This is a genomic window from bacterium, assembly GCA_022616075.1.
Taxonomy (GTDB): Bacteria; Acidobacteriota; HRBIN11; order JAKEFK01; family JAKEFK01; genus JAKEFK01.
This window is the reverse complement of sequence record JAKEFK010000138.1, coordinates 16,120-43,062: the sequence shown is the minus strand read 5'-3', so window position 1 is coordinate 43,062 and position 26,943 is coordinate 16,120. Positions and strand designations below refer to the sequence as shown.

Annotated in this window: 26 protein-coding genes and 1 pseudogene; 19 read left to right on the top strand and 8 right to left on the bottom strand. The window is 49.4% G+C overall.

Annotation, left to right across the window (positions count from 1 at the left end):
* The 6 genes and pseudogenes from L0156_11325 to L0156_11300 all read right to left on the bottom strand — a co-directional run.
* Positions 1-1,088: serine/threonine protein kinase (locus tag L0156_11325; GenBank protein MCI0603589.1), on the bottom strand; the 1,088-nt coding region annotated here is incomplete at its 3' end.
* Between the two features lie 74 nt (positions 1,089-1,162).
* A complete protein-coding gene (locus L0156_11320; GenBank protein MCI0603588.1) occupies positions 1,163-2,263 on the bottom strand; it encodes a P1 family peptidase in 1,101 nt (366 codons plus the stop codon).
* A 99-nt stretch (positions 2,264-2,362) separates the two neighbouring features.
* A complete protein-coding gene (gene typA, locus L0156_11315; GenBank protein ID MCI0603587.1) occupies positions 2,363-4,147 on the bottom strand; it encodes a translational GTPase TypA in 1,785 nt (594 codons plus the stop codon).
* Positions 4,144-4,386 carry a CDGSH iron-sulfur domain-containing protein gene (locus tag L0156_11310; protein MCI0603586.1) on the bottom strand — a complete coding sequence of 81 codons (243 nt, stop codon included), beginning with the start codon at positions 4,384-4,386 and terminating at the stop codon, positions 4,144-4,146. Before L0156_11310 ends, typA begins: the two co-directional genes overlap by 4 nt.
* 88 nt (positions 4,387-4,474) lie before the next feature.
* Complete coding sequence (locus L0156_11305) at positions 4,475-5,332, bottom strand: VWA domain-containing protein (GenBank protein ID MCI0603585.1); 858 nt, start codon at positions 5,330-5,332, stop codon at positions 4,475-4,477.
* A gap of 33 nt (positions 5,333-5,365) precedes the next feature.
* Positions 5,366-6,031: pseudogene (locus L0156_11300) on the bottom strand (glycosyltransferase family 2 protein).
* Between the two features lie 32 nt (positions 6,032-6,063).
* Between L0156_11300 and L0156_11295 the strand changes: the two are divergent.
* Positions 6,064-8,889 (top strand): aconitate hydratase, encoded by a 2,826-nt coding sequence (locus L0156_11295; protein ID MCI0603584.1) that lies wholly within the window; start codon positions 6,064-6,066, stop codon positions 8,887-8,889.
* Here L0156_11295 and L0156_11290 read toward each other — a convergent pair.
* Positions 8,886-9,791 (bottom strand): glycosyltransferase family 2 protein, encoded by a 906-nt coding sequence (locus L0156_11290; GenBank protein ID MCI0603583.1) that lies wholly within the window; start codon positions 9,789-9,791, stop codon positions 8,886-8,888. The genes L0156_11295 and L0156_11290 overlap by 4 nt on opposite strands.
* A gap of 184 nt (positions 9,792-9,975) precedes the next feature.
* Between L0156_11290 and L0156_11285 the strand changes: the two genes are divergently transcribed.
* From L0156_11285 to L0156_11250, 8 genes are all read left to right on the top strand, one after another.
* Complete coding sequence (locus L0156_11285) at positions 9,976-10,890, top strand: ABC transporter ATP-binding protein (protein ID MCI0603582.1); 915 nt, start codon at positions 9,976-9,978, stop codon at positions 10,888-10,890.
* A gap of 2 nt (positions 10,891-10,892) precedes the next feature.
* Positions 10,893-11,657 carry an ABC transporter permease subunit gene (locus L0156_11280; GenBank protein MCI0603581.1) on the top strand — a complete coding sequence of 255 codons (765 nt, stop codon included), beginning with the start codon at positions 10,893-10,895 and terminating at the stop codon, positions 11,655-11,657.
* Entirely contained in the window at positions 11,654-12,523 is an 870-nt protein-coding gene (locus tag L0156_11275; protein ID MCI0603580.1) for a hypothetical protein, read from the top strand. Before L0156_11280 ends, L0156_11275 begins: the two co-directional genes overlap by 4 nt.
* A complete protein-coding gene (locus L0156_11270) occupies positions 12,520-13,887 on the top strand; it encodes a sigma-54 dependent transcriptional regulator (GenBank protein MCI0603579.1) in 1,368 nt (455 codons plus the stop codon). The genes L0156_11275 and L0156_11270 overlap by 4 nt, the downstream gene beginning before the upstream one ends.
* Before the next feature lie 64 nt (positions 13,888-13,951).
* A complete protein-coding gene (locus tag L0156_11265; GenBank protein MCI0603578.1) occupies positions 13,952-14,446 on the top strand; it encodes a hypothetical protein in 495 nt (164 codons plus the stop codon).
* A gap of 2 nt (positions 14,447-14,448) precedes the next feature.
* Positions 14,449-15,954, top strand: a complete 1,506-nt coding sequence (locus L0156_11260; protein MCI0603577.1) for a M20/M25/M40 family metallo-hydrolase — start codon at positions 14,449-14,451, stop codon at positions 15,952-15,954.
* Between the two features lie 13 nt (positions 15,955-15,967).
* The gene (locus tag L0156_11255) at positions 15,968-17,227 is read left to right on the top strand and encodes a beta-ketoacyl-[acyl-carrier-protein] synthase family protein (GenBank protein MCI0603576.1); all 1,260 of its coding nucleotides are present in this window, start codon (positions 15,968-15,970) and stop codon (positions 17,225-17,227) included.
* 8 nt (positions 17,228-17,235) lie between these two features.
* Positions 17,236-17,814: a hypothetical protein gene (locus L0156_11250; GenBank protein ID MCI0603575.1), complete on the top strand. Its 579-nt coding sequence runs from the start codon at positions 17,236-17,238 to the stop codon at positions 17,812-17,814.
* 84 nt (positions 17,815-17,898) lie between these two features.
* Here L0156_11250 and L0156_11245 read toward each other — a convergent pair whose 3' ends face one another.
* Positions 17,899-18,129 carry a hypothetical protein gene (locus L0156_11245; protein MCI0603574.1) on the bottom strand — a complete coding sequence of 77 codons (231 nt, stop codon included), beginning with the start codon at positions 18,127-18,129 and terminating at the stop codon, positions 17,899-17,901.
* Positions 18,130-18,299: 170 nt separating this feature from the next.
* Between L0156_11245 and L0156_11240 the strand changes: the two genes are divergently transcribed.
* The 10 genes from L0156_11240 (at position 18,300) to L0156_11195 (ending at position 26,931) form a co-directional block, all read left to right on the top strand.
* A complete protein-coding gene (locus L0156_11240; protein ID MCI0603573.1) occupies positions 18,300-18,599 on the top strand; it encodes a PqqD family protein in 300 nt (99 codons plus the stop codon).
* Between the two features lie 16 nt (positions 18,600-18,615).
* On the top strand, positions 18,616-18,783 hold the full coding sequence (locus L0156_11235; GenBank protein ID MCI0603572.1) for a hypothetical protein: 168 nt from the start codon (positions 18,616-18,618) through the stop codon (positions 18,781-18,783).
* 27 nt (positions 18,784-18,810) lie between these two features.
* Complete coding sequence (locus L0156_11230) at positions 18,811-19,605, top strand: ferritin-like domain-containing protein (protein MCI0603571.1); 795 nt, start codon at positions 18,811-18,813, stop codon at positions 19,603-19,605.
* A complete protein-coding gene (locus tag L0156_11225) occupies positions 19,595-20,647 on the top strand; it encodes a hypothetical protein (GenBank protein MCI0603570.1) in 1,053 nt (350 codons plus the stop codon). The genes L0156_11230 and L0156_11225 overlap by 11 nt, the downstream gene beginning before the upstream one ends.
* Complete coding sequence (locus tag L0156_11220) at positions 20,644-21,183, top strand: hypothetical protein (protein ID MCI0603569.1); 540 nt, start codon at positions 20,644-20,646, stop codon at positions 21,181-21,183. The genes L0156_11225 and L0156_11220 overlap by 4 nt, the downstream gene beginning before the upstream one ends.
* Positions 21,114-21,914, top strand: a complete 801-nt coding sequence (locus L0156_11215; GenBank protein ID MCI0603568.1) for a ferritin-like domain-containing protein — start codon at positions 21,114-21,116, stop codon at positions 21,912-21,914. The genes L0156_11220 and L0156_11215 overlap by 70 nt, the downstream gene beginning before the upstream one ends.
* Positions 21,914-22,420: a S24/S26 family peptidase gene (locus tag L0156_11210; GenBank protein ID MCI0603567.1), complete on the top strand. Its 507-nt coding sequence runs from the start codon at positions 21,914-21,916 to the stop codon at positions 22,418-22,420. Before L0156_11215 ends, L0156_11210 begins: the two co-directional genes overlap by 1 nt.
* 199 nt (positions 22,421-22,619) lie before the next feature.
* Complete coding sequence (locus L0156_11205; GenBank protein ID MCI0603566.1) at positions 22,620-23,153, top strand: GNAT family N-acetyltransferase; 534 nt, start codon at positions 22,620-22,622, stop codon at positions 23,151-23,153.
* A complete protein-coding gene (locus tag L0156_11200) occupies positions 23,123-24,289 on the top strand; it encodes a nucleotidyltransferase family protein (GenBank protein ID MCI0603565.1) in 1,167 nt (388 codons plus the stop codon). Before L0156_11205 ends, L0156_11200 begins: the two co-directional genes overlap by 31 nt.
* Entirely contained in the window at positions 24,286-26,931 is a 2,646-nt protein-coding gene (locus tag L0156_11195) for a serine/threonine-protein kinase (GenBank protein MCI0603564.1), read from the top strand. Before L0156_11200 ends, L0156_11195 begins: the two co-directional genes overlap by 4 nt.
* Positions 26,932-26,943 lie beyond the last annotated feature (12 nt).

Here is a 26,943-nt window from a genome sequence, read left to right as displayed (position 1 = left end):
ATGGCCCGCTGCAAAGCATCAATCGAAGACTGCAGGGATTGATCAGGATCCTGGCCATGCGCCATTTCAAACTGTGACAGGCGCCGGTAGATAACTCCCAGAATATAGAGTAAGAAGGCAAGAAGCAGGATTGCAGCAAGGCCGCCTGTTAGAAAGAGAGCTTGATTCTTTTTTGCTTTCTTGGAGAGCCGGTAGGCCAAACTCGGCGCGCGAGCATGGATTGGTTCCCCTTCGATAAACCGGCCCAGGTCTTCAGCAAGCGCAAGCGCGGAATGATAACGAAGAGCTGGGTCTTTTTCCAAGCATTTCAATGCAATCTTCTCCAGATCGGCCGGAATATCAGGATTTTTTTGGCGCGGCGAGGCGGGATCTTCGTTCAGTAATTTGAGGAGGATATCGACAGTCGTTTCTGCTTCAAAAGGCAAACTTTTTGTCAAAAGCTCGTAGCAGGTGACACCGAGGCTATAAACATCGGTACGCGAATCTACGCCACGCGTTTGCCCCCTTGCTTGCTCAGGAGACATATAGCTTGGAGTTCCGATCAATACTCCGCTGAGGGTAAGACCACCGGCATTCATCTCGCGAACCAATCCAAAATCGAGCACATACGGAATGAGTTCCCCCTGCTCCGTTTTTTCCACAAGAATGTTCGACGGTTTTAGATCGCGATGAATCAAACCTGCCTGGTGTGCTGCATGTACTCCCTCCGCCACTTGCTTCAAAATCTTTGCAATCTGCGGAAAGTTCAGTTCCTGAGCAACATCTGTGAGTGCTCTGCCGTTGATCAGCTGCATAGCAATGTAGCGGATGCCTTCCGCTTCGCCTACTTCGTAAATCTTGCACACATGCGGATGGTTCACTTTGGCTTGCGCTTTTGCTTCTGTGGAAAACCGGATTGCAGACTCAGGCGCGTTGGATTGAATGAGTTTCAATGCCACGTATCGATCCAGCACAGGATCATAGGCTTTATAAACTTTCCCCATTCCTCCTTGACCGATGAGTTCGATTCGCTGGTAGCGTCCGAACCGCGGAAGGTTTGCAGCGTTCTGAGCCGATGATTCTTCCGGCTGTGGTGAATGATGGTCCAACTGAGCTCCCCCTGAATCTCTATCGCAATCATAACAGAGAAAAAACTTTGCGTCTTGGCGTCTTTGCGTTGAAATTAGCCGATGGCGGCGTGCATCACGGACATGAGCTTATCGACAGGAATAGCAGGTACGAAGTTTTCGTTGGCTCCGACCATGTCGTGATTGTTGATCAAACTGTTGATGATTGCTTCTTCCGTCGCTTCGATCGTAGCTTCAAAAGCGTCATCCATGAATTGATCGAGAATGTACGTGAATTGTTGCAAACCGGATTTAGGTTCGCGCAACACTTGATTGGCTGTAGACAATCCGACAATAATTTCTCCGCTCGTATACGCTGCAAAACTTCCACACCTTCCGATCCCGAGAGCGGCGCGCTTACACAGCCAGCTGATCTGAAATCGGCTCAAAGGAAGATCGGTTGCGAGAACGGTAATGATAGATCCGTAATTATCCGACCGTTTTTTCAACGCAGCAAAAGATGCAGATAATTTTCGTCCTACGGGAACTCCAAGGACCCGCAAATCATCGATGCGCCCAAAGTTGGAGAGGACCAGAATCCCGATCGTGAACTGTTGGTCATCGACTTTGATCACGCGCGAGCTGCTTCCGATTCCACCTTTAAAATCACAACATACCATTCCTGTGCCGGCGCCGACCGAACCTTCAGGGACCATCGCAGTAGAAGCGCTATTCAGAGCTTCGAAGACATGTTTTTGTTTGATGTGGCGGCCCACCGCATCATTCAAGAAACTGTCGTCGCATTCTCCCACCACAGGAATCACAACATCATAAAGATCACCCATGTCCGGATGTTTTTCAGATAGCCATTTCACGCAGGAATCACTGACACGACCGACACTCAGCGTGTTTGTCAGCAGAATCGGCGTTTCGATGAGTCCCCACTCCTGGATTTGAATCAGTCCGCTGACTTCGCCGGCTCCGTTGAGGATATGAGCGCCGGACATGAGCCGCTCCATATATACATTGTCGTGAGGGATGATCGCCGTAACTCCCGTGCGAACCGGTCCGTTTCCGGCGCGCCGGCGGCCGGTCCCTTCAATGATGGTGCTGTGTCCGACTCGGACGCCCGGCACGTCGGTGAGGGAATTCTTGGGCCCGGAAGGAAAACGGCCGACGCTAAAACCGTAATGACGCAGCAGTTTCCTTCTTTCCATGGGTATGGCTGGTATTTTACCGCAGAGGACGCAGAGCACACAGAGGAAAAACAGAATTATCTTTCTTCTCGGCGATCTCTGCGCTCTTTGCGGTGAAAATTACATCTTTTTCTTGCGCATCCGGATGGAACGTGGGGTAACTTCGACCAGCTCATCGGGATTAATGAACTCAAGGGCCTTCTCGAGTCCCATGTCAGTGAAAGGAATCAGCCGAATGGCATCGTCAGCAACGGAAGCGCGCATATTCGTCAGTTTTTTCTCCTTCGTGACATTCACCCAGAGGTCGACGTTTCGCGAATTCTGTCCGCAGATCATTCCGCGGTAAACGTCCTGACCAGGCTTCACAAAAAGCTCACCGCGGTCCTGAAGGTTGTTCAACGCATACGCAGTCACGCGCCCATCACGGTCCGATACAAGGACTCCATTGCTCCGGGTCGTGATCTCTCCAAGCCACGGTTCGAAGGACGCAAAAAGATGATTCATGATTCCCGTGCCCCGCGTGTCGGTTAGGAATTCCGAACGAAAGCCGATCAAACCCCGGGTTGGGATTTGAAACTCAAGCCGAACACGACCTTTGCCATGATTCACCATATTCAGCATGTGCCCTTTTCTCATCCCGACTTTTTGCGTGCTAACCCCGATGTATTCTTCCGGACAATCGATAATCAGGTGCTCAGTTGGCTCCAGCAAAATACCGTCTTCTGTTTTCGTGATGATTTCGGGTTTCGACACCTCGAATTCATAGCTCTCCCGCCGCATCATCTCAATCAGAATCGCCATCTGCAATTCGCCCCGCCCCATCACGCGATATGTTTCCATTGCTCCTTCGTGCACTTCCATTCTTAAGCTGACATTCCGCAACAGTTCGCGTTCCAACCGCTGGCGCAAATGTCTTGCCGTGACGTACTTACCATCCTGACCTGAAAAGGGGGAGATGTTGGCGCTGAAAAACATGGAAATCGTTGGCTCATCTACCTTCAACACCGGCAAAGCGCGCGGATTTTCGGCAAATGCGATCGTCTCACCGATGGTCACGTTTTCATTTCCGGCGATAGCGACAATGTCTCCTGCGCCGGCTTCCGATACCTCATTCTGACCGAGTCCGTCGAACACAAATACTTTTGTGACCCGTGTATTCTCAAGATTGCCATCGAGTTTACAAATCGAAACCGCCTCATTTTCATGGATTTTTCCCTGGATGATTTTCCCAATTGCCAATCGTCCCAGGTAGTCGTTGTAATCCACATTAGTAACCCAGAGCTGCAGGTCCGCGGTTTCGTCAAAACGGGGCGGAGGAATCGTTCGCAGAATCTCTTCGAAAAGAGGAATCAAAGTTCGCGAATCCTCTTCCAGATTCGTCTTTGCAATTCCCGCACGCGCGTTTGTATAAAGAATAGGAAAATCGATTTGTCTGTCTTTCGCATCGAGATCAATGTACAGGTCATACACTTCATTCCGGACTTCCGGAATACGAGCGTCGCTGCGGTCAATTTTATTGATCACAACAATGGAAGGCAGATCCAGCTCGAGAGCTTTTTTCAGGACGAAACGAGTTTGCGGCAATGGACCTTCCGACGCATCCACCAGCAGCATCACACCATCGACCATGTTCAACGTGCGCTCCACTTCACCTCCAAAATCTGCGTGACCCGGAGTATCGACGATGTTGAGCTTGACCCCTTTGTACCAGACGGCCAGATTCTTGGCCATGATGGTGATTCCTTTCTCGCGTTCCAGATCGATGTTGTCCATTACGCGCTCGTTGACCTTCTGATTTTCACGGAAAATGCCACTTTGCCAGAGCATCGCATCCACAAGCGTGGTTTTCCCGTGATCTACATGCGCGATGATCGCGAGATTCCGGATGTCGTCACGAGTTCTCATGAAATTTCGGGTTTCGGTGGCGGTGGTGGAGGTGGCGGTGTCCAGGCATCCTCGTGCTGGAAGCCAATCTTGTTATGCGTTCCGTCGCAAAAAGGTTTGTTTGAAGAATGACCACATCGGCAGAGTGAGAATTTTTCCTTATCGCCGGCGATCACATTCCCTTGGGGATCAATTAGCTGCACTTTTCCTTCCACGCGCAACGGTCCGTTTTTGAGCACTTTGATTACAACCTCTGACATATCTCTCCTCCAAAAAGCACAGAAATGATAATGAATGCGGGGCGATTTAGCCAGTTACGGAACCCGGGCATCTAAAAGCCTGCGGCCCTTAATGCAGGCTGGAAGCCTGCGCTCCATAATAAGCTCGCTGGAAGCGGACTGACCAGTCCGGATTCTTCATCCGAATTTTGATTTCAGGCTTTTTCACGCTCGAATAATCGCTAATCGACTTGTAATAAAGAGTAAACCTGTGGGCGAGATCCATCGCGATTTTGTTGTAAGCTGCTTGAAGCCGGGGAAATTCATCATACAAAATGAAGTAAGTGCCGCCCGTGCTCTCCGATAATTTTCGCAAAGTGTTAAAATCCGCGTCAGAATTTTCCAGAATCAAACTATAGATGATGACTTTGTTTTTCTGAGCCAGCTCAATCGCCTGGTTGAGATTGCCTGAACCCCCTGTATTGACCCCATCGGAAATCAAAAAGAGAGCGCGCCTTGGATACGTTGCTTTAGACAATCGATACAGAGAGCCGAGCAGGCCTTCGTACAGTTTTGTGCGATTGCCATAGCGAAAGTCATTCCAATCGTTCTTAGGGCTATCCGCTTTTTTCGTCAGGTCCTGTTGAACTTGAACGCGATCATCAAAAGTCATCACAAAGAACTCATCATCCGGACGAAGGGAAGAAAGGAAATCTGTGGTGCCGCGCCCCGTGATCTGAAATACGGACTGCATGCTGCTGCTTGTATCGATCAAAACCCCGATCGAAAAAGGCTCACGTTGAATTTCAAGATCGAGAACCTGCTGTGCTGTATCATCTTCCCAGACAAGGAAATCTTCAGGAGTTAGCTCGGTAATAAATTCTCCTTTTTTATCCAGCACGGACACTTGTAGATTCACGACCTGGACGTTTACGATCTCTTGATGTTGGGCTTGACCCGCAAAAGTATATAAAAGGAAGAGAATCATGAGGAGCCTTGGGGACGCCGGCGGCAGAAAGCGATATTTCAGAATCGTCCAGATAATTTTGGCACCAGCCTTTACAGAGCCTGAAATGGTGCCGCTGATCTTTGATTCTCCTATCCGTTTCCTGTAAGAAACCGGCACTTCACAAATTCGTAAACCCTTGCGAACGGCCTTAATTTGCATCTCCACAGTCCAACCGAAAGTGGGGTCCACCATTTCCAGCTTCTTCAAAGCTTCATAGCGGATCGCGCGAAATGGCCCGAGATCAGTATACCGGAACCCGAAAAACCACCAGATCAACGTGCTCGCGAGCCTGTTACCAAACGCAGCATGAGAAGGCAACGCGCCTCTTGCGTGTTCACCACTTGAGCGCGAGCCGATTACCAGATCTGCCTGGTCCTTTTGGATGGGCTCGATCAAGCTCCTCATCTCTTCCGGATAGTCGCTGAAATCACCATCGAGAAATACGACCACATCAGGATTCTGCAGCTCTTCGATGCCGCGTAAACAGGCGTGTCCATATCCGCGGCGCGTTTCACGCACAACATGAGCTCCGCGCTCCCTTGCAATCTCAGCAGTCCGGTCGGTCGATCCGTTGTCCACAACGATGATCTGGGAAACAAGTTCCCTGGGAATGTGGTCGAGAACCGGCCCGATCGACTCCTCCTCATTGAGGGCCGGTATGATCACAGACACTCGCATAAAACAATTATAATGAATGTAAGAGGACATCTATGGCGCACAATCTATTCAATACGTTGCAGAATTTTGAAGAAGGTAGTTTCTATTCATTGCCGAGGCTTGAAAAGGAAGGAATCGGGCCCGTATCCCGTTTGCCGGTGAGCATTCGAATCGTACTGGAGTCCGTTCTTCGCAATTTTGACGGACTGAAAATCAAAGAACAGGACATCGGTTCGCTGGCGAATTGGAAACCGAATGAAGCAAGAACAGCCGAAATTCCTTTTATTGTGGCAAGAATTGTGCTCCAGGATTTCACAGGCGTTCCCTTACTGGTCGATCTTGCTGCGATGCGGTCCGTTGTCGACAGAATGGGAAAGAATCCCAAAATCATCGAGCCTCTGGTTCCGGTGGATCTTGTCATCGATCACTCTGTGCAGGTCGATTTTTTCGGCGCCCGTGAATCTTTGCAACGGAACATGGAAATAGAATTTCAAAGGAACCGCGCCCGGTATGAATTCTTGAAATGGGGAACTCAGGCTTTTGACGGCTTTACCGTTGTACCTCCGGGAATTGGAATTGTTCACCAGATAAATCTTGAATACCTCGCGCAAGGTGTGCTCAGCAAAGATGGAGTTTTTTATCCGGACACGCTTGTGGGCACGGATTCTCATACAACCATGATCAATGGTCTTGGGATCGTGGGCTGGGGAGTTGGTGGAATCGAAGCCGAAGCCGGAATGCTCGGACAACCTGTTTATTTCCTGACTCCCGATGTCGTGGGAGTTCACATGAGTGGAAAACTTCGCGACGGAGTGACAGCCACCGATCTCGTGTTGCATGTAACAGAGATGCTCCGAAAAGCGAAAGTGGTTGGGAAGTTTGTTGAATTCCACGGCGCGGGAGCAACCTCTCTTGCTGTGCCGGACCGCGCAACGATTGCAAACATGGCTCCTGAATACGGAGCAACGATGGGATATTTCCCCATTGATGAAGAGACTTGCAAATATCTAATCGCTACAGGTCGGAGGGAAAAAGATGTGGATGCTTTCCGCAACTATTTTAAAGCGCAGCAGCTTTTCGGAATTCCGCAAAAGGACCAGTGCGATTACTCTACAGTATTAGAGCTGAATCTTCACGAAGTCAGTCCTTCTGTCGCCGGTCCGAAGAGGCCGCAGGACAGGATCGAACTCGGGGATCTGAAGAACAGGTTCTCGCAATTACTCCGGAAGCCGGTCTCGGAAAACGGTTACAACAAAACCGAAAATCTTTCGCTCCGTATTCCTGTACACCTGAATGGACGCACACAGGCAAGTCACAGTGGCGGCGGTGAACAGGCAACAGCGCCAAACGAACGTAAGGGAACCAGCGCATGGACTGAGCTTGAAATGATCAACAACCGCCCCACTCCGGACGAAGTTCCCAAAGATGTAGTGCAAACTCCCGAGAAACGGACGGAGATTGGTCATGGATCTGTTCTTATCTCCGCCATCACATCGTGCACAAACACTTCCAATCCCAGTGTAATGCTGGCGGCCGGCCTGCTCGCAAAAAAGGCAGTAGAAAAAGGACTCAAAGTTCCACCCTATGTGAAAACTTCACTGGCGCCCGGATCCCGTGTGGTCACTGAATATCTTGAAAAAACCGGACTCAGCCGGTATTTGAACGATCTGCGTTTCAATCTTGTCGGTTACGGTTGCACCACCTGCATTGGCAACTCCGGACCGTTGCATCCCAGCATCGAAGAAGCGGTTACGAAGAACGACCTGATTGCGGCAAGTGTGCTGAGCGGCAATCGAAATTTTGAAGCAAGGGTGCATCAGAACATCAAAGCGAATTTCTTGATGAGTCCTCCGCTAGTTGTCGCATTTGCTCTCGCTGGAAAAGTTGACATTGATCTCACATCAGAACCAATCGGGAAAGGAAAGGATGGCAAAGATGTTTTTTTAAGAGACATCTGGGCGAGCCTCAATGAGGTCAGCGATCTGATGCGCACGGCAATGGATCCCTCAACCTTCAAACGGCTCTATGGTGAATTCGCGAACCAGAATCCGCTCTGGAACGAGATTTCTTCCAGCACAGGCGCAGTTTATAAATGGGATCCGGATTCTACTTATATTCAGGAACCACCCTTTTTTCTGGAGTTCAGCACACAGAGTTCCAAGGTTACCGATATCCATGGAGCACGGCCACTGGCCATCTTTGGTGATTCCGTTACCACCGATCACATCAGTCCCGCAGGCGCCATCAAAAAGAACAGCCCGGCAGGAAAATATTTGCTCGAGAATGGAGTGGAAGAGAAAGACTTCAACAGTTATGGCGCCAGACGCGGAAACGATCGTGTGATGACGCGTGGAACATTTGCGAATGTCCGGATCAAAAACCTAATGGTTCCCGGCGTCGAAGGTGGAGTAACAATTTACCATCCGGATGGAGTGCAGATGACGATTTACGACGCGTCAATGAAATATCAGAGCGCAGGAGTTCCACTCATCATCCTTGCCGGACAGGAATATGGAACGGGCAGCTCTCGTGACTGGGCCGCAAAAGGTACCCGTTTGCTCGGAGTACGCGCGGTGATCGCGGAAAGTTTTGAGCGTATCCACCGCAGCAATCTCATAGGGATGGGAGTGTTGGCATGCCAGTTCCTGGAAGGAACCAATGCCCGCACGCTAAAACTGAATGGCACCGAGACGTTTGATATAACAGGTCTCGAAGACGGAATCAAACCGCAACAACACGTGACGCTAAGAATTCATCGCACCGATGGCAGTTCGGAAGAAGTAAAGGTCATTCTGAGAATCGATACGCCCATTGAAGTGGAATACTATCAGCACCGTGGTATCCTTCCGTACGTTTTGCGGCAATTACTTCAGTCTTAACCGCCAAGACGCCAAGAACGCCAGGCTTCCTTGAGATAAAACTTACTCTGGCGAAAGCGTCCACCGAAAAGCAAAACCAACGAACGGAATGCAAGGGCCGGAGGCAATAGAAACCGAAGCATTCGCGCTTTCGATTCCGGAAAATGTTTTCGAAAATACCTGAATGTGCTGTCGAAAAAATTCCTCTGACTGCGCTCCCATGCCTGCTCCGAGCTACCTCCGGCAAGATGAGTCATTTTCGCTTCCGGCAAGTAAACGATCTTGAAACCCTTCTGTTTGATTCTGTAGCAAAGATCCACCTCTTCCATATATAAAAAGAACTTCGGATCAAAAAAACCTACCTCGTCTAGCACCGACTTTCGAATCATCAAAGCGGCGCCCATGGGCTGATCCACTTCACGAAGTTGACCATGCTCTTTTGCAGGAAGACGGTAGCCTGACGGAACAATTCGATCCAGGTAGGAAAGATAAAGAGCGAGAGAAAAAGGTGAGGGAAATGTCCTGAGGGAAGGTTGCAGTTTTCCGTCCTCGAAAAGCAGCTGCGGGGCTGCAACGGCAACATCCGAATGGCTATTCAAATACTCTTCGAGGATTTCAACGGATCGCGGATGAGCGACCACATCTACATTCAATAACATGACGTAAGGAGTATGGCAAATCTCTATCCCCTGATTTGCTGCCGATCCGTATCCCACGTTCTCCGTGTTGGCAAGGACTTGAACTGACGGGAACTGTCGCAGAACCTGGAGGGAATCATCGGAAGAATGATTGTCTACGACAACGATTTGCGATACGCGTTGAAGCTCAATCGATTGCAGCAGCGCCGGTAGAAAATGCGCGCCGTTCCAGTTCACAATCACGACAGAAGTCTGAAGCGCGCCCACGTACACATCGTAACGCAAAAAGACTGTCTAAAAACGCCTGTAGCGCGGACGTCGCGTCCGCAAACGCCATGCCCAGTCTGCAAGGTCTTTGCGGGCGAGTCGCCCGCACCACCACAAACCGCGTGCTTTCCTGCGTTTTTGGACAGTCTGTCTGCAGAAATTCTAGTGCGGGCGGGTAGGCCTGCGCTACAATAGAATCCTTATGCCGGTCGCTTTGAAAATTTCGAATCTCACCAAGGTCTACAAAACCGGTTTTATCCCTAAAAAGATTGTTGCTCTGCAGGAAGTTTCGCTGGATGTGGAGCAGGGAGAAATCTTCGGTCTACTTGGTCCCAATGGCGCCGGAAAAACAACGGCGCTGAAATGCATCTTAAGTCTCGTACACCCTAATTCCGGGACCATCGAATTGCTGGGAGACCCTGTTCCCTCACCCAAGGCGATGGCTCGAATCGGATTCCTGTCGGAGAATCCTTATGTTTATGAATTCCTCAGCGGCCGTGAATATCTAATGTTTTCAGGACAGTTACACGGAATGTCCAAAGACCAGGCCGGAAGAAAAGCGGAGGAGCTTTTGCATTTCTTTCACCTGAACGATGCCGCTAACAGGCCACTTCGAAAGTATTCAAAAGGAATGCTGCAACGGATCGGACTTGCCCAAGCCCTGGTGAATGATCCCGATTTTCTTATTCTGGATGAACCGATGTCCGGCCTCGATCCTGTCGGTAGGAAAGAAGTGCGCGATCTGTTGCTCTCCTTAAAAGCGAAAGGACGAACTTTGCTTTTTAGCTCTCATATCCTTTCCGACGCCGAAATGATCTGCGATCGTGTTGCGATACTGCTCAAAGGCAAAGTGCAGATGATAGGAAAAGTGCAAACCTTGATGAAACAGGTGGATGGTTACGAAGTGACCATCAACTGCAAACAGGATTTGCGGATGGATGGAATCCCTCATGAAGTCATTACAAAAGCGGATTCACAGTATCTTTTGCAGGTTCTATCGATCAAGGAGCTTCATTCCATCATCACAGAGTCAGAAAAACAAAATTTTGAAATTGAATCGATTGTGCCGCAGAGACAAACGCTCGAAGACCTCTACTTGAAACGAATTCAGGAGTAACGGTGAAGGCAATCCAAGCAATCGCCCTGCTGACATTTAAGGAGGCAATTCGCAGCAAGATTCTGTACCTGTTGTTTTTTTTCGCCGTAGGACTGATTTCATTTTCCTGGATTATCGGACAGTTGACCGTCGGAGATGAGCTGAAAATCATAAAGGACCTTGGCATCAATGGAATCCATTTTTTCGGAGTTTTGATCACTGTGTTTATAGGAATTGGACTTGTTTTCCGGGAGATGGAAAAAAGGACGATTTATATGGTGTTGAGCAAACCTTTACGCCGCTATCACTTCATGCTGGGGAAATTTTTCGGCATGGCTTTCACCTTGCTTTTGATCCTTTGTACCCTGGTTGCCGTTTTCTATCTGGTACTGTACCTGAAAGGAGATACGTCGCCTCGAATACTGCTGTCCTTTTATATGATTTATCTGGAGTGGCTGATCATCACCGGCATTGCGCTGTTGTTCTCTTCCTTTTCTACACCTTTGCTAAGCACAATGCTGACGCTTGCCTGTTTTTTCGCGGGACATCTCACCGAGAGTTTGCTCATGCTCAAGGACCGCATCGCATCTGAACTCACGAATGCCGTGCTCACGGTCCTCTTTTATGTCCTGCCCAATCTGGAAATCTTCAACGTCCGCGCTCAGGTGGTTCACAATCTTGCATTGCCCTCCGGCTTTTTTGGAGAAGCAACGCTGTACTGGGTCTTTTACCTTACCACTCTTTTGTTGTGTGCCATTGCAATCTTTCAGAAGAAAGACTTTGTATGAATTTCACAAAAGTTCGAAGCTCTTTTCTGATCGTATTTGCGATCCTGGTCGCTTTTTCTCTGGCCGTTTTGATGCATGTGAACCTGTATAAAAAATACAGGGCAAATGAAACCTTTTTATCCCCATTGCTCTATTTGCCCTCCGGGAAATACTTAAAGCCGGCTTCATTCGGCTATCACGCTTTGCTGGCTGATTTCATCTATTTGTGGTCTATTCAATACTACGGTGATCCCGGCTTTAAACCCCGGATGGAGTATATAAAACATACTTACGACCTGATTACGGAGCTCGATCCTCAATACATGGATGCCTATCATATGGGAGCGCTCTTCCTGTTTTATGAAGGAAGAAACCCGAAAGCAGGATTGCAGTTGTTGGATCAAGGTCTACGCAAGAACCCGGACAAGTGGGCCCTTTCCATGGATGCCGGATACTATTGCATGATGACCATCAAAGACAAAGAGCTTGCCTATGCTTACTTCGACAAAACGTCAAAAATTCCTGGTGCGCCACCGGGAGCAAAACGGATTGCCGCAAGCATGCGGTTTAAATTGGGTGACAGAAAAGCGGCGCTTGCTTTGTGGACAGAAGTCTATGAGATTGCAATCACTCCCAGCGATAAACAAAGCGCTCATCAGCATGTACATGACCTGACTGTACTGGTTGATGTCGACACGATTCGCGCCGCAATCTCCGCATTTCACGAGAAGTTTGGGCGAATGCCATTGAACCTTGAACAGCTCGTAGCACAGCGTTTTTTGCAACAGGTGCCGCTCGATCCCGAAGGAAACGAGTATGAATACGATCCCAAAACCGGAAATGTGAAATACACCACTCAGCTGACTCTGTACAGTCGATATCAATGAAAAAAATCCTTTTGATTGAAGACAAAGAATCTCTTCGCGAGATGCTCAGGCGTGCGCTGGAAGAAAATCAGTTCGAAGTCGAAGAAGCCAGGGATGGGATTGAAGGCGTTCAGAAAATCCGAAATCAGAAGTACCTGTTGATCCTGTCTGATGTGCGTTTACCTCATGTGGAAGGACTTGAATTGCTGAGGGTGGCAAAGGAAGTAGATCCGGACAATGTCTTAATTTTTATGACGGCCTTCGGCTCCATCGAAATTGCTGTCGAAGCGATGAAAAATGGGGCTTATGACTTCTTGCCCAAACCGGTGGACATTCATCATCTCCTGATGCTGGTAAAACGGGTGCAGCAAGGACAGCAGATCCGGTTTGAAAACATGATTCTGAAGGAAGAATTCGCCAGGAGTCTGGGATTCCCCCGTATCATTGGAGAAGACCGCGCATTCCGTGATGTTTCTCTCGCGATTCAGAAGGCTGCTCCCACGGATGCTACTGTATTGCTTTCCGGTGAAAGCGGAACAGGGAAAGAGCTTTTCGCGCGCGCGATCCATCATCTCAGTCCACGACAACAATCACCTTTCGTAGCCGTGAACTGCGCAGCCATCCCTGAAATGCTTTTGGAAAATGAACTGTTTGGTCACGAAAAAGGAGCATTCACGGGCGCAACACACCGCAAGCTTGGAAAGTTTGAAATGGCGGCAGGAGGATCCATGTTCCTGGATGAAATCGGCGAAATGAGCCTCCCGCTGCAGGCGAAACTTCTGCGCGTGCTGCAAGAGAAAGCGTTTGACCGAGTAGGAGGTACCACATCCATTCATGTCGATATCCGCATCATTGCAGCAACCAACCGGAATCTTGAGCAACTGGTCAAAGCGCGCGAATTTCGTGAAGATCTGTACTTTCGTCTTTCTGTTTTCCCGATCCACATTCCTCCGCTGCGACAGCGGAAAAAAGATATTCCCCTTCTGGCAGAACATTTCCTGGAGGTTTTCAGCCGCGAACTGAAACGAGGGAAGTTGAAATTGTCGGACAAAGCCATCCAAAAGCTTCTACAATATTCGTGGCCGGGCAATATTCGAGAACTCCAAAATTGCCTGGAGCGCGCCGTCATCCTTTGTGATCGCCAGTTGATTGAAGAGAACGATATCCTTACCGCCTCCGCTGCCAGCACCGGAAGCATCGCAGATTATTTGAATCTGCAAGCTCCTCTGGCGGAAATCCGTCGCCATGCGGCAGAAGAAGCGGAAAAATGCGCTCTTCAAAAAGCATGGAGCGAGCATGATCAGGATATTGACAAATCAGCTCAGGCCCTGGGCGTGACAACAAAAACGCTGACTACAAAATTAAAAGAGTACAAGCTCCTTTAATCGGATGAATTTCGATATTTGATGAATTGTGACCTAATGAATATACTCGACATTGGGAGAATTCATGGGGGACTGGCTTAAAAGAAAGATCACAGGAATTGCATTAGCTGCTCTCGTTCTCGCCGGTTGGTGGGGATATGACAAGATCAGAGGTGGCGGTTCTTCCTCCGATGAACTCGACAAAACTCCATCGGTCGTTTTTGGAGGAGGCGGAGGAAAATTAGTTGTCGACATCAGCATGAACAGTCCAGGTTATTTACGGACTTCTTTTTCGCACGGTAAGGACAACGAGAGCGATCGCCTTCATGCATTCGAAAAGCTCGAGGCGGGAGATCACCTCTTCTCAATTGACCTTTCGCCTGATCTCACCTACGGCTACTTTGAGCTGGAGATACCCGATGCAAAAGTCGGAGATAAGCTGCAGTGGGATGTATGGTTCGAGGATCGCAAAGTAATGAGCGAAGACGAGACGCTGCAACAACCTCTCGGCGACAACCAGGCCTTCTTTCTTCAACTCGAATTCGGCGATCTCGATGAGCTCCGCCGCTACGCCCGGTGAAGATGAAAGGTACACTCCCGCTTGCTTTGATTTTTCTTATCACAGTTGCTCATGCCGAAGCGCCGGATTGGATTGCGGTTTCTGAGCGATACGCTGTCCGTTCCTTCTCCGAGTTCCACGACTTGCTGAGTATTCCGAATGACGCGCACTATCCGGAAGACCTCCAGAAAAACGTCGAATGGTGCGAAAAAGCATTTTCCAAACGTGGCTTTACGCTCAAGCGACTGGAGACTCCAACCGTTCCTTTGCTGCTCGCGAGCAGATCCAGCAGCAACGCGAAAAAAACAGTGCTCATCTACCTTCAGGTGGATGGTCAGCCGGTAAAACCGGAGGACTGGCAACAGGAGAGTCCCTGGAAACCTGTGTTGAAAGAATTGGACGCATCAGGTCAATGGAAAGAAATTCCATGGGAAAGACTTTCCGGCAAGTACGATCGGGAGTGGCGCATCTTTGCCCGTTCGGCATCGGATGCAAAAGGACCTGTCGCTGCGTTTCTTGCATCACTGGACGCGATTCAGGAATTAAAACAGAAACCCAACTATCACCTGAAAGTCATCCTGGACTTTGAAGAGGAGCTCGGTTCACCGCAATTGGCGGCAGCAGTGAAGAAATATTCTGAAGATCTTGCAGCGGACATGATGTTGATTTTCGATGGGCCACGTCACATCAGCAACCAACCAACGATTCAATTTGGCGCGCGGGGCATTTGCGATATTACACTCACCGTTTTTGGTCCGCGTGTGCCGCAACATAGCGGACACTATGGAAACTATGTGCCGAATCCTGCTTTACGTTTGGCAAAGCTTCTGGCATCCATGAAAGATGATCAGGGGCGGGTCACGATTCCAGGATTCTACGATGGAGTCGAGATCACGGCTGAAGAGAAAGAGATACTCGCGCAGGTTCCTGATGATGAAAACCAGATCCGCAAAAAACTTGGAATAGCGGAAGCGGATCGTGTCGCGCCCACGTATCAGGAGTCCCTGCAATATCCTTCGCTCAATATTCGCGGCATGAATTCCCTGTTCGTAGGAAAAGAAGCGCGGACGCTCATTCCCGCCGTTGCAACGGCGGAGCTGGACTTGCGACTCGTTCCCGAAAGTGATCCGGAGCGATTGATCGGACTGGTTCGCAAACACATTGAGCAGCAGGGATACTATGTCGTCACAAAGGAACCGACCGAAGAGGAACGACTCAAATATCCGCGCATCGCTGCACTCCAGGCGTCTTTCTCGTACGGCGCTTTCCAAACTCCATACAATTCTGAAACGGGAGCCTGGGTCAGCCGCGCATTGAAGAAGGCCTTCGGAAAAGACCCGGTCAAGATGTTGCTGGTTGGCGGATCGATCCCCATCTCTCCTTTTGTCATTACACTCGGTATCCCGGCGGTATCCGTGCCAACTGTAAACATGGACAACAACCAGCATGCAGAAAATGAAAATATCCGCGTGGGAAATTATGTCGATGCGGTTACAACCTTCGTCGCCATTTTGACGGAAAAACTCTGATAGCACAGTTCGAATGGAAAAGAATCATGTTCTGATCACCGGAGTGGGACCGGTAAGCGCCATCGGTTGCGGTCGCGATTCGTTTTGGAATTCGCTGATTGGCGGCAAGAGTGGAATCGTCAACATTACTCGATGCGATACATCGCGTTCCGCGTGTAAGATCGGAGCCGAGATTAAAGACTTCCGCCTGCAAGATTTTGTGAATGGAGAACGTCGCGTTCCGAAGAAACTTCCCAGGTCCATTGAATTGGGAATTGCCGCTGCAGCACTCGCGCTGAAAGATGCATCGATTGATTGGGACACCATAAATCGCGATCGTATTGGTGTATTTGTAGGTACTTCAGTCGCAAATCTTGGGGAAGCGTTCGATGCAGCGGAGCTTTGGAGGATTTCCAACACCGCTCCCAAATCTGATACGGCTTTTTATCTCTTTAACCATTCCGCAGCTTCCCTTCTGTCCTCTTTCTTTGATCTGCGTGGACCATCCCTTACGATTACCACAGGATGCAATTCCGGTCTTGATGCTTTAGGACAGGCCATACGATTGATAGAGCTCGGTCTTGTGGACGGCATGCTGATTGTCGGAACGGACTGTGAGCTAATTCCGGAAGTGATGGCGGCATTGAACGCATCTGGTTCACTGAGTACGCATTACAACGAAGAAGCAGAGTGTTCGCCGCGACCATTTGATGCCGACAGAGATGGCGTGGTGCTGGGTGAAGGAGCGGGCGCTTTGTGGTTGGAATCGGAAAAAACGGCACGCGCGAGAAAGGCTACTGTATATGCCCGCGTGGCCGGCTATGCCAATTGCTCTGCCGGCCGGCACCGCAACTACTCACCTAATCCTGAATGGGATCTTCAACCGAGTGTGCGAGCCTTGCGGGAAGCGTTGAAACAGGCCGAAAAGCAACCGGAAGACATCGATCTGCTCCATGCCAATGGATCAGCGTCTGTAGCGTATGACAGATTGGAAGCCAATGCGATCGCACAAACATTTGGAAAGTATTTCGAACGATTAGCGGTGCACTCCATCAAATCTATGATCGGTCTTCCCGGCGGCGCTGCTTCCGCCTTACAGGCGATCACAACGTGCCTTTCCATGCATTACGGAATCGTCCCGCCGACTTTGAATCATGCAAGACCGGATCCGTTGTGCGGTCCGATTCGTGTGATTACGAAATGCGAATCTTTTCAGCCAGCTAACGTATTGATTCACTCGATCGGGTTAGGTGGTTTTTATTATTCGGCAGCCGCATTCTGCAAAACCCAATAGGAGACAAGATGAGCCGGACAACATTAAGAAAATCAATTACTTTGATGCTTTTGACCGCGATCCTTACCCTGGGCTGGATCGTTGCAGATACTGTTACCAAACCGCTTGAAGTGAGTTTACATGCTCACATCAGGATCTACCAACAGAATGATGTCAGCGTCTGGGAGCAAATCGATGATGTTGGACCGGCAAACCTGAATTTCTCTGCCAGTCTCACGGATTTGGTCACCGGCAAAAAGGCAACCACAAGCTTTGTATGGGAAGCAAAGACTCGGAAAGGATACGACTACTCTGTGCGGCTTGCTGCACCTGTAGATTTACGCTACAACCCCACGAACGGTCAGTTGGATGGCGAATTCCCTTTCCAGATCACCTACCGCGGAAAATCCGCAAACGTTGCCGGAAGATTGACAACAGAGTCTGTTCCATGGCCGCTTGAAACTCTTCGAGGCAAACGAGCAAACGGAATTTTCGGAATCAATCCTTCGGAATTCATATTTGTCAGCGCGAATGATCTCCACCTTCCGGGCCAGTCGCCGTTCAAACTTGTTTGTCGTGAACAGTACCGGATTATCCCAAAGAAGTAGCGATTTTTCAGACCTTCCGGCGCATATCCTCAAATATTGTTTGGGCGACCAGCAAAACAGCCGCGGCCTATGAGCTGCACATCGTCAAGTCGCGGAGAGCGCGCCGCCGCTTTCCGCGCGGCGCTCGATGGCTCGCAACCACATGCGGCGGATCAGATCGGAGCCCGGATAAATGATTCGCCAGTAAATTGCAAAACGGCGCAGTGACTCCGGACTATTTGCAAAGACTCGAGTTTCCGTAGAGACCAACGAACCACCGCGGATTCCGGACCCCATCACTGCCAATCCAAAGTAAACCACGATCGATAAAAACATTTCGCAATCAATACAACAAGATCATTTTATGGGTGATTCACAATTTTTCAAAAAACAAGATCACTGACAATAAAAAATATCCGGTCTATCCTCCGATCCGGTCTATCCTCCGATCCGGTCTATCTCCTATGAAAGATTGACAGAAAAGAGCCAACGGCTATACTAGCGTCATGGCCGAGTTTCACGAGAGTGCAGCGGACGTTTTTTATCAACAGAGTTCGGGAATTGAAACCGCGCCATTGCAGGATGAAGTCATCCTTTTTCATCCTTCGACAGGTAAATTCTTCGTTTTAAACCGGACATCCTCCTTCATCTGGTCCAGTCTTCGTGAACCATCCACTCCCAAACAGATTTCTGAAAAGCTTCAAACGAACTTTCGAAAAACAGAAGACTCGAATGTCGCGCTGGATGTCGATACGGTTTTGCAACAAATGGAATCTCAAGGTTTGATAGTCAAAACGCAAACATAAAGACAAAGAGGGAAAAATGGAAATAAAGGAAAAGGCGGCGATAGAGACTCTCCAGGATCTTCCCGAGTATGAACGTCCTACACTCACGGCCATGGACCGGGATGATGTGCTGACAGCGTTTCAGATGACTGCGGCTCAAATCAGCTCCGCAGGTTGCTGGTGGTCACCGCCCGCTGGTTTATAGTGCCTTCCTCTCATCCGTGAGGTTTTTGTGCGTCCGCTCGCTAGTGAGGATTTAAAAACAGTTCGTGGCGCAATTCTCCGCAAGGATCCGGCGCGTGAGCCTTGTTTTCCGGTTGTAGAGCTTCACACCCAGCTGCACGATTATGCAGGAATGTCGGAGGTCTCGCGCCGGCAGCGACTGCACCGGCATATGCACAATGAGATGCAGAACCTCGAAATCGTTTCTCAAACTTTGATAGATTTTCCCGATACTCCCTGGGAATTGCGAATGGAGCTGGCCAGACAATGCTGGGATGAAACACGTCACTGTTCGTTGTTGTACAGACGGCTTCAGGAAATCGGAGGCTATAAGGGTGAATTCCCGGTAATGAATTATGAATGGGGTGTTGTTTGCATGACGGATTCACTAGCCGGGCGGCTCGCCATTCAACAAAGGACTTTTGAAGGCGGAGAGATGGATATTCTTCGCCATCTTGTTCAAATGTGGAAGGACTCGGGGGACGAAGAGACCTCGCAGATCATGGATGGAATTCTCGCTGATGAAGTGCAGCATGTACGCTTCGCCAATCGATGGTTGAAAAAACTGGCCGAAGAGAATCCTGCCATTTTGCTGAAGGTTGTATCAGCCGTTCACCTGTTGAAAAAAGTGACTGAAGCTCTCGCGCCGGACCCTGGTGAAAAAAATGCGGTAGGTGTGGACCTGACAAGCTTCACACGTGTCGGTATCTTCGCAAGCATGGAGGACCGCAGATTGGCTGAGTTTACAGAAGAAGAGCTGAAGGAGATCGTTCGCCAGGAAGGTTTAGGATCCATTGTTAGCTGACGCAATTGCCGAACTGGCAGACAGACCAGAACTCCTGAAGCAACAAGCACAAACCGTAACCTATCGTTTCGGCGATGGATCACTCGCCGTAACATCCGATTACAAACCTTTCATCAGAGAACTTCACGAATACTTCCCAGAATATGAAATTTCTCCGACACAGGACGCGCAGGTCCATTGCGAAATTAGAACGACCTTGAACGCCGACATTCTATACGTAAATTTCCGGCGGCCGGAAAATCTCGACGCGCTGGGATTCGGGCTGGGCCAACTCGAACATCCACTCGAGAATCCGTATTACACAGAAATGCATTCATCTGTTTCAGGATGGCGCTTCATCGGCCATTCCAAAAGCGCGCGCCTTGTAATGGCAGCAAACAACGCGGTTGCTTTGATCGATGTATCAGCAGCACCGCCCCATTTCCTCGTTGATTATCTCCTCAGCATCCTGTTCTCGATTCAAAAGGAGCTGCTGTTTCTGCATGCAGGTTCCATAAAGATTGGTCGTTCTGGAGTTCTTCTGCTGGGTCCCAGCAAAAGAGGCAAAACTACCTTATCCATGGCTCTGGCTTCCAGAGGCCACGGATTTCTTGGAGATGATATAGCGCCCGTGCGAGCTGTAACACGTGAGATTCTTCCCTTTCGTAAGGCAATTTCCGTTCGATCCGGCCCGCGTGCTCAAGATGTGGATGAGATTCTCAACGGCGTAGCTTTCGATGAAAACCGAATGCGCTTTCAAATCCACGAACTCTTTCCGCAATCAAAGACAAATCCGGTTTTGGCTACTCATGCTTTCATCTTGCGGGCGTTCGCCGGCAAACCAGCCGTTGAAAAATTTGACCCTTCATTACAGAATCCAATTTGGAAGGATTTATCGATCAACCAGATTGTGGTCCCATTCTGGGGTGTCACCACAGAAAGACGGCTGATGCAATTTCTGGTTTTCATAAAGCTTCTTTCAAAACTGCACTGCTGGCTGCTGGATGCAGGCACGCCGGACGAAACAGCCGATTTGATTGAATCAATGACGGAGGAATCATGAGTCTCACAGTGAAAGAAAGGGGGGAATTAACGGCAACTTACCGTTTCATTGAAGTCAAGTTGATGGAAACTCTCGCACAATGGGTTCCGACAACACCGGAAATGGAAATTAAACTATTGTTCGGAGCTCATATCTGGGATGCCGCGCAACATGCAGATGCCCTTGGCAAGCGCACATACGAATTGCGTTTGCCGCTACAACATAGCATGCGCCCATCAGATGAATACTTCAGCGTTCTGGAAGAACTGGCTGCAGCAAAAAGTTCTGCGGACAAGCTTGCGGGATTTTACGATGTGATGCTGCCTGCACTTCAAGCGCGCTTTCGCAATTATCTAAGCCAAACAGATCCTCTCATGGATGCGCCGTCGGTCCGGGTGCTCGAACGGATTCTGCAAGACAATTCCAGAATGATCAAAGAAAGTAAGGAGCTCCGCGAGAAAATAAAGGTCGAAGCGAATGACAGCGCATGGATGAAACGTTTGGCAGAAAGGGAATCTTCGATCAACAGCGTGGTAGCACCCAAAACAGCAGCATGATAGAGAACAACTCAGATCTATTTGCCGAAGGACCGGCCCGCGATTCGCGATTTACGGTTGTCGAACGCTGGACAGAATGCGCCAACTTTCCTCCGGATCATCCTGAAAGGATTGTGGAGTTTCTACACCGCCAGATGAATGAAGAAGTAAACGGCCTGGAATGTTCCGCGCGCGGGCTTTCCGATTTTCCGGAGGAAGACTGGTCTCTACGGATGTGCCTCGCGCGGCAGTGCGCTGATGAATCGCGGCACGCTCAAATGTTCCGGAGATTGCTCGAAAGTAAAGGTGGATTTGTCGGTCAGTATCCGGTGCTGAATTTTCAATATCGCATCATCACAAAAAGCAATGATTTATGCAGCCGCATGGCCATTCAAAACCGGAGTTTTGAAGCCGGTGGTATTGATGCAATCACGTACGCCAAAGATGGGGCCAGGCAGGAAGGGGATTTCGATCTTGCAGAGCTCTATGAAGCTCAGTTAGCGGATGAGATTACGCATGTAAGATTCGCGAACGAATGGATACGCGCATCCATTCAAAAAGATCCCCGGAACGTTTTACGCATGGGAGTTGCTTTAAATATTGCTTCCAAAGCATTTTTTCAAGTTATGGGAAAAGAAGGAACGGAAGGAGTGCAGTACCCGGCGGATCAAGAAGGAAGACTGGAGGCAGGTTTTACTCCCGAAGAGATCCGGCTTGCTTCTGATCTGGCTGCAGGAAAATCCAAATCGTAATGGAAAAACAAGATCGGGTAAAACTCCTCACAGTTGGATCGATGCTTCGCAGCGATGCAAAATATGTGTTCGCTTTTCTCTCCGAACATCGTGAACAACTTGAAACGATCGACATTACCCTGGGGGGCGGAAGCATGAGCCCTGCCATTCCGAAGGGTTCGCAAATCCGCATACACGTGAATTACAAAGGAACCTATGAGCCGGGTCAGGTTGTCGCTTTTCTTTATCAAGGCAAAATCATGGTGCACCGGATTCGTTATTGCGGACGGCGAGGCAAAGCGAAACACTATGTGCTCACACAGGGCGATGCAACTTTTCTACCGGATGCGCCAGTTCCCATGGATTCGATTCTTGGACCGGTGATTGGCTTTCAGAAGAATGAAGATTGGGTTGCGCCGGGGAATCTACAAAGAGTTTCTTCTTTCTGGGTCCGATGCATCGCTGCAATGCTTGAAATCAATATTTCCGCAGCAACATTTTTGATAAAGTGTCTACGTAAGATTTGAACCCACACGTACGTAGTGGCAGAGCATTTGACGTATAACCTCATCATGACCCATTTTTGCTCTGGATTTTTTTCTGAAATGAGTGATTCGATGCGCTACAAATGCTCTGCAAAGTACTTGAGATGCAGAGCATTTTCCAACAAAATGACGCTAATACTAGAATCATACAAGCTGTAGGGTCTTTGCTTGTTGGGTTAATATGGAAAATGCTCTGCCACTACTTATCAGGACAGCAACTCCCAACGATGCGGGAATCATTGCGCAGATTGATGTGGACAGCATGCGCCCAGCCTATAGCGGAATTCTGCCGAAATCATATCTTGCAAAGCTTTCGGTTAGAGAACATAAGAAAAATTGGAAGAAAAGGCTAAAGGAAACAGAAACATTTGTGCTTGTTGCGGAAAATGCAGAAAGAGAAGTTCTTGGATACGCGTACGCGGGGCGTACCAGAAAACAGGATCCGATTTATGCCGGTGAGATTTACCGAATTTATATCCACCCTTCGCACCAACGGCGCGGGGTTGGTCGTAGCTTGATGCGGGTGGCAGCAGAAAGACTCGCTGCGGAAGGGATCGATTCATTATTGATCTGGGTGCTTGCAGCAAATCCTGCTAGAAAATTTTACGAAGCGCTGGGCGGAAAACTAGTGCGATCCGTCATGACTGAAGTTGCCGGCCTTTCACTCGAAGGTGTTGCTTACGGATGGACAGATACAAGAATACTGCGTCTGTAATGCCCTTCCGGCCGGGCGTCCTGCCTACGCAACAACAGGAGCTGCTCCTGCGCGCGACACTTCTGGATGATGAGGAGGCCTGGAATCATTGGAAAACAACAATGAATCTCGAGGAACTGGATCATCTCACTGAAAGAATCATTCCTCTTCTGCAACCAAAGCTGGCACTCTACAAAATTGTTGGACCGATGCGCGCCAAAGTCGAAGAACTCTACGGTCAGACGCGGATCACGAATCGTGTTCGGCTCTTGGACCTTGCTCATTTGCTCGAGCGGTTTCAGCAAGCCGAAATTTCCACAATGGTCTTAAAAGGAGCCGCCCTGATTCCGAAATACTATCGAGATCCGGGGCTTCGTCCGATGGTTGATCTGGATGTTCTGGTGCGCACGCAGGACGCTCTCCTTTCGGTACGTCTTCTGAAAACAATGGGATTCGAACCAGTGGCGGAAAAAGATGTCCATTTTTCGGAAGGATTGGTCCCCCTTATCCATGGTTATGCGTTTTGCAGACCCTCCACATCAAAAGTGGATCTTCACTGGCACGTTCTACCGGAGTGTCTCCGCGAAACGGATGATGAGGACTTCTGGAATGGTTCCATTTTAGTTTCCATAGAAACGGCCAGTTCACGATCGTTAAATCCCGCAGATCAGATCCTTCATGTTTGTGTGCACGGATCAAAATGGGCGCCTTCCATACGCTGGGTTGCAGACACCATGATGATTCTGAAATCGGAAACAGAAATCGACTGGAATCGATTGATAGAACAAACAAATCAAAGAAGGCTGATGCTGCCTGTTCGTCACGCACTTACTTATCTTCGCGAAAAATTTCACGCGCCTGTTCCGCCGAAAGTTTTAGAAGCTCTTCTCCCTCCATCCAAAACGGAATTCTGCGAATTCCGTTACAAGACGGAGGATCATCTACAGAAACTGCTCGGGAATCTTCCTTTGCTCTGGTACTCTTACGTCCGCAACACAAACACAATGAGCACAGCTGCAAAACTCCTTGGGTTTATCATTTTTCTTCAGCAATTCTGGGGATTGAAATCTCGATGGGTTATTCCTTTTCACATGCTGAAGAGGCTCGCACAAAAGCTCGTACGCCATGCTAAAATGTTGCGACTTTCTCAAAAATGAGTTTTCTGCCGGGGACCCGCTTAGGCTCGTACCAGATCACAGCGTCGATTGGCGCAGGTGGAATGGGAGAAGTCTATCGTGCGCGGGACACGAAACTGAACCGCGACATCGCAATAAAGATATTGCCTGCGTCCTTCGCAAAAGACGTTGATGGAGTAGCTCGATTCCGGCGGGAAGCTCAGGTTCTCGCTTCTTTGAATCATCCGAATATTGCCTCGATTTACGGACTCGAAGAGTCGAATGGCGATGTGGCTCTTGCACTGGAGTTCGTTGACGGAGAAGACCTGGCAGAGCGTTTAAAACGCGGTCCCATCCCGCTGGATGAATCACTGGCCATCGCAAAACAGATTGCCGACGGCCTGGAAGCTGCACACGAAAAGGGTGTCATCCATCGGGATCTGAAGCCTGCAAATATAAAGGTAAGCAAATCCGGAATCACGAAGATTCTTGATTTTGGTCTCGCAAAAGCTTTTGAAGGAGATACCGGATCGATTGAAAGCGGAGTCTCGCAATCGCCAACGATGGCCCGACATATGACAGAGGCAGGAATCATTCTTGGTACCGTGGGTTACATGAGCCCGGAGCAAGCGCGTGGAAAACCGGTTGATAAGCGTACCGATATCTGGGCTTTTGGAGTTGTGCTATTTGAAATGTTAACCGGCAGAAGACTTTTTGACGGCGAAACGGTGAGTGACACGCTTGCTGCAGTACTCATTCGCGATCCTGATCTGAGCGCATTACCTGCATCGACACCACCGGGAGTTCGGCGTTTGCTGGAGCGCTGCCTCACTCGCGATCCGAAAAAGCGTTTGCGGGATATTGGCGATGCGCAATCGGATCTGGAAGAGAAAGTTGAAAAGATTCCTGCGGCAATAATCCCCGCACAATCAAAACCGCTATATCGATATTTACCATGGATCATCACTGCGCTTGCAATCCTCGTTTCCTTGTGGACGCTCTTGCAACACAAAGACACAGATTCCTTATCTCGCGAAGTGACAGATTTCGATATCTCCTATCCACCGGATGTCGAGCCGAGTTCGGGACTACAAGGTGGTTTTTCAATCTCGCCAGACGGGCGCAAAGTCGCGATGATAGGCATCCGAAACGGCGTGCGAAGAGTGTACGTTCGAAGGTTGGATAGTCCGGAAGCAGTGGAGCTCAATGATCCAGGGGTAAACGCCGCAGGTTTTTCGCCAGATAATGCGAGTCTGGTAATTATTCCGGGTAGCACACTGGTAACTAAAATTTCTCTCGCTGATCAACAACGAACAGTCCTTACGTCAGGTTCCGATCTAGGCAGCGGCATCATCTGGAATTCGTGGGGTATTCTTTTCAATCGCAATGGGGCGCTCTGGATGGTGTCTCCGCAAGGCGGCGCTCCAACCCAATTGACGAAGCTTGATGCAACCCGCCACGAAGTCCTTCATACCGATCCTCTCGTTTTGCCGGGTGGGCGCACGCTACTTTACTCAAGCCTGACGACGGAGTTGGGAACCGAGCGGATTGAATCGTTGTCCAGAGATAGCGGGAAGAAATCCGTGATTATAGAGCGCGCGATCACACCAATTTGGTCATCGTCCGGTCATTTGCTTTTTGCAAGAGACGGCGCTGTATTTGCTGTCCCTTTTGATCCTGAAAGTGTTACTGCCCGCGGAAATGCACTTTCAGTGATTCGAGCTGGTGTAATCGGTACTGTGCGAACCGGAAGTCAGGGATTGCAACTTTCAGATATCGGCACGCTCGTATTTGTTCCGGGCGATTTTGGAAGCAATCGTGCAGTTTCTGTGAGTCGTGATGGCTCTGAGTTGGCGCTGAATATGGCCCGTAGTCGCATGGGAAACCCAAGAGTTTCACCGGATGGTCGCCGGCTTCTTTTCGAAAATGAAGCAAGCTTGATCGAAACCTTCGATCTGCTGCGCGAAACGCGCGCAAGAATTACCGCTGTAGGACTCGGAACCAGTTTTTCCACATGGACGGCTGATGGTAAGGGCGTGGCGTTCCGGCGATTTAATGTACCCTTCTGGGCCGCTGCTGATGGAAGCGGAAAAGCCGGACCGTTGGGAAGCGGATTCATTAATGATTATCCTGCGTCACCCGGACCTGATCCAGACTCCATCATCATTGTTCGAATTCAGCCGAACTCATCCGGAGATATTTTTTTGATGTCGATCAGCGGCAAATTCGCGCCGAAACCGCTTCTTGTTACTCCTGCGTACGAAGGCGGTCCCCAGCTGTCACCGGATGGACGCTGGTTGTTATACCAATCCAATGAATCGGGGCAGGCTGAAATTTATGTTCGGCGGTATCCTGCTTTGGATCGCGCATGGCAAGTTTCGGAAGGTGGTGGTGTACAGGCAAGATGGAATACCAACAACCAGGAAGTTTTCTATCGCAATGGTAAGAATATGATGGCAGTTTCGTTTGATCCTTCGGCATCAGAACCTGCTTTTGGGAAGCCGGTTCCACTATTTGCCGATGTATATGATTTCGGTCAGGGAATCTCCATCCCGAATTACGATGTCACAAGGGATGGACGCTTTATTATGCTTCGCCGGGGAGCGCACGGCAGCAATTTGCGCGTTGTCATGAACTGGACGGAAAAGCTGAAACAAATTCTGGCATCCGGTGGCGTGCAATAAATTCTTTGCGTC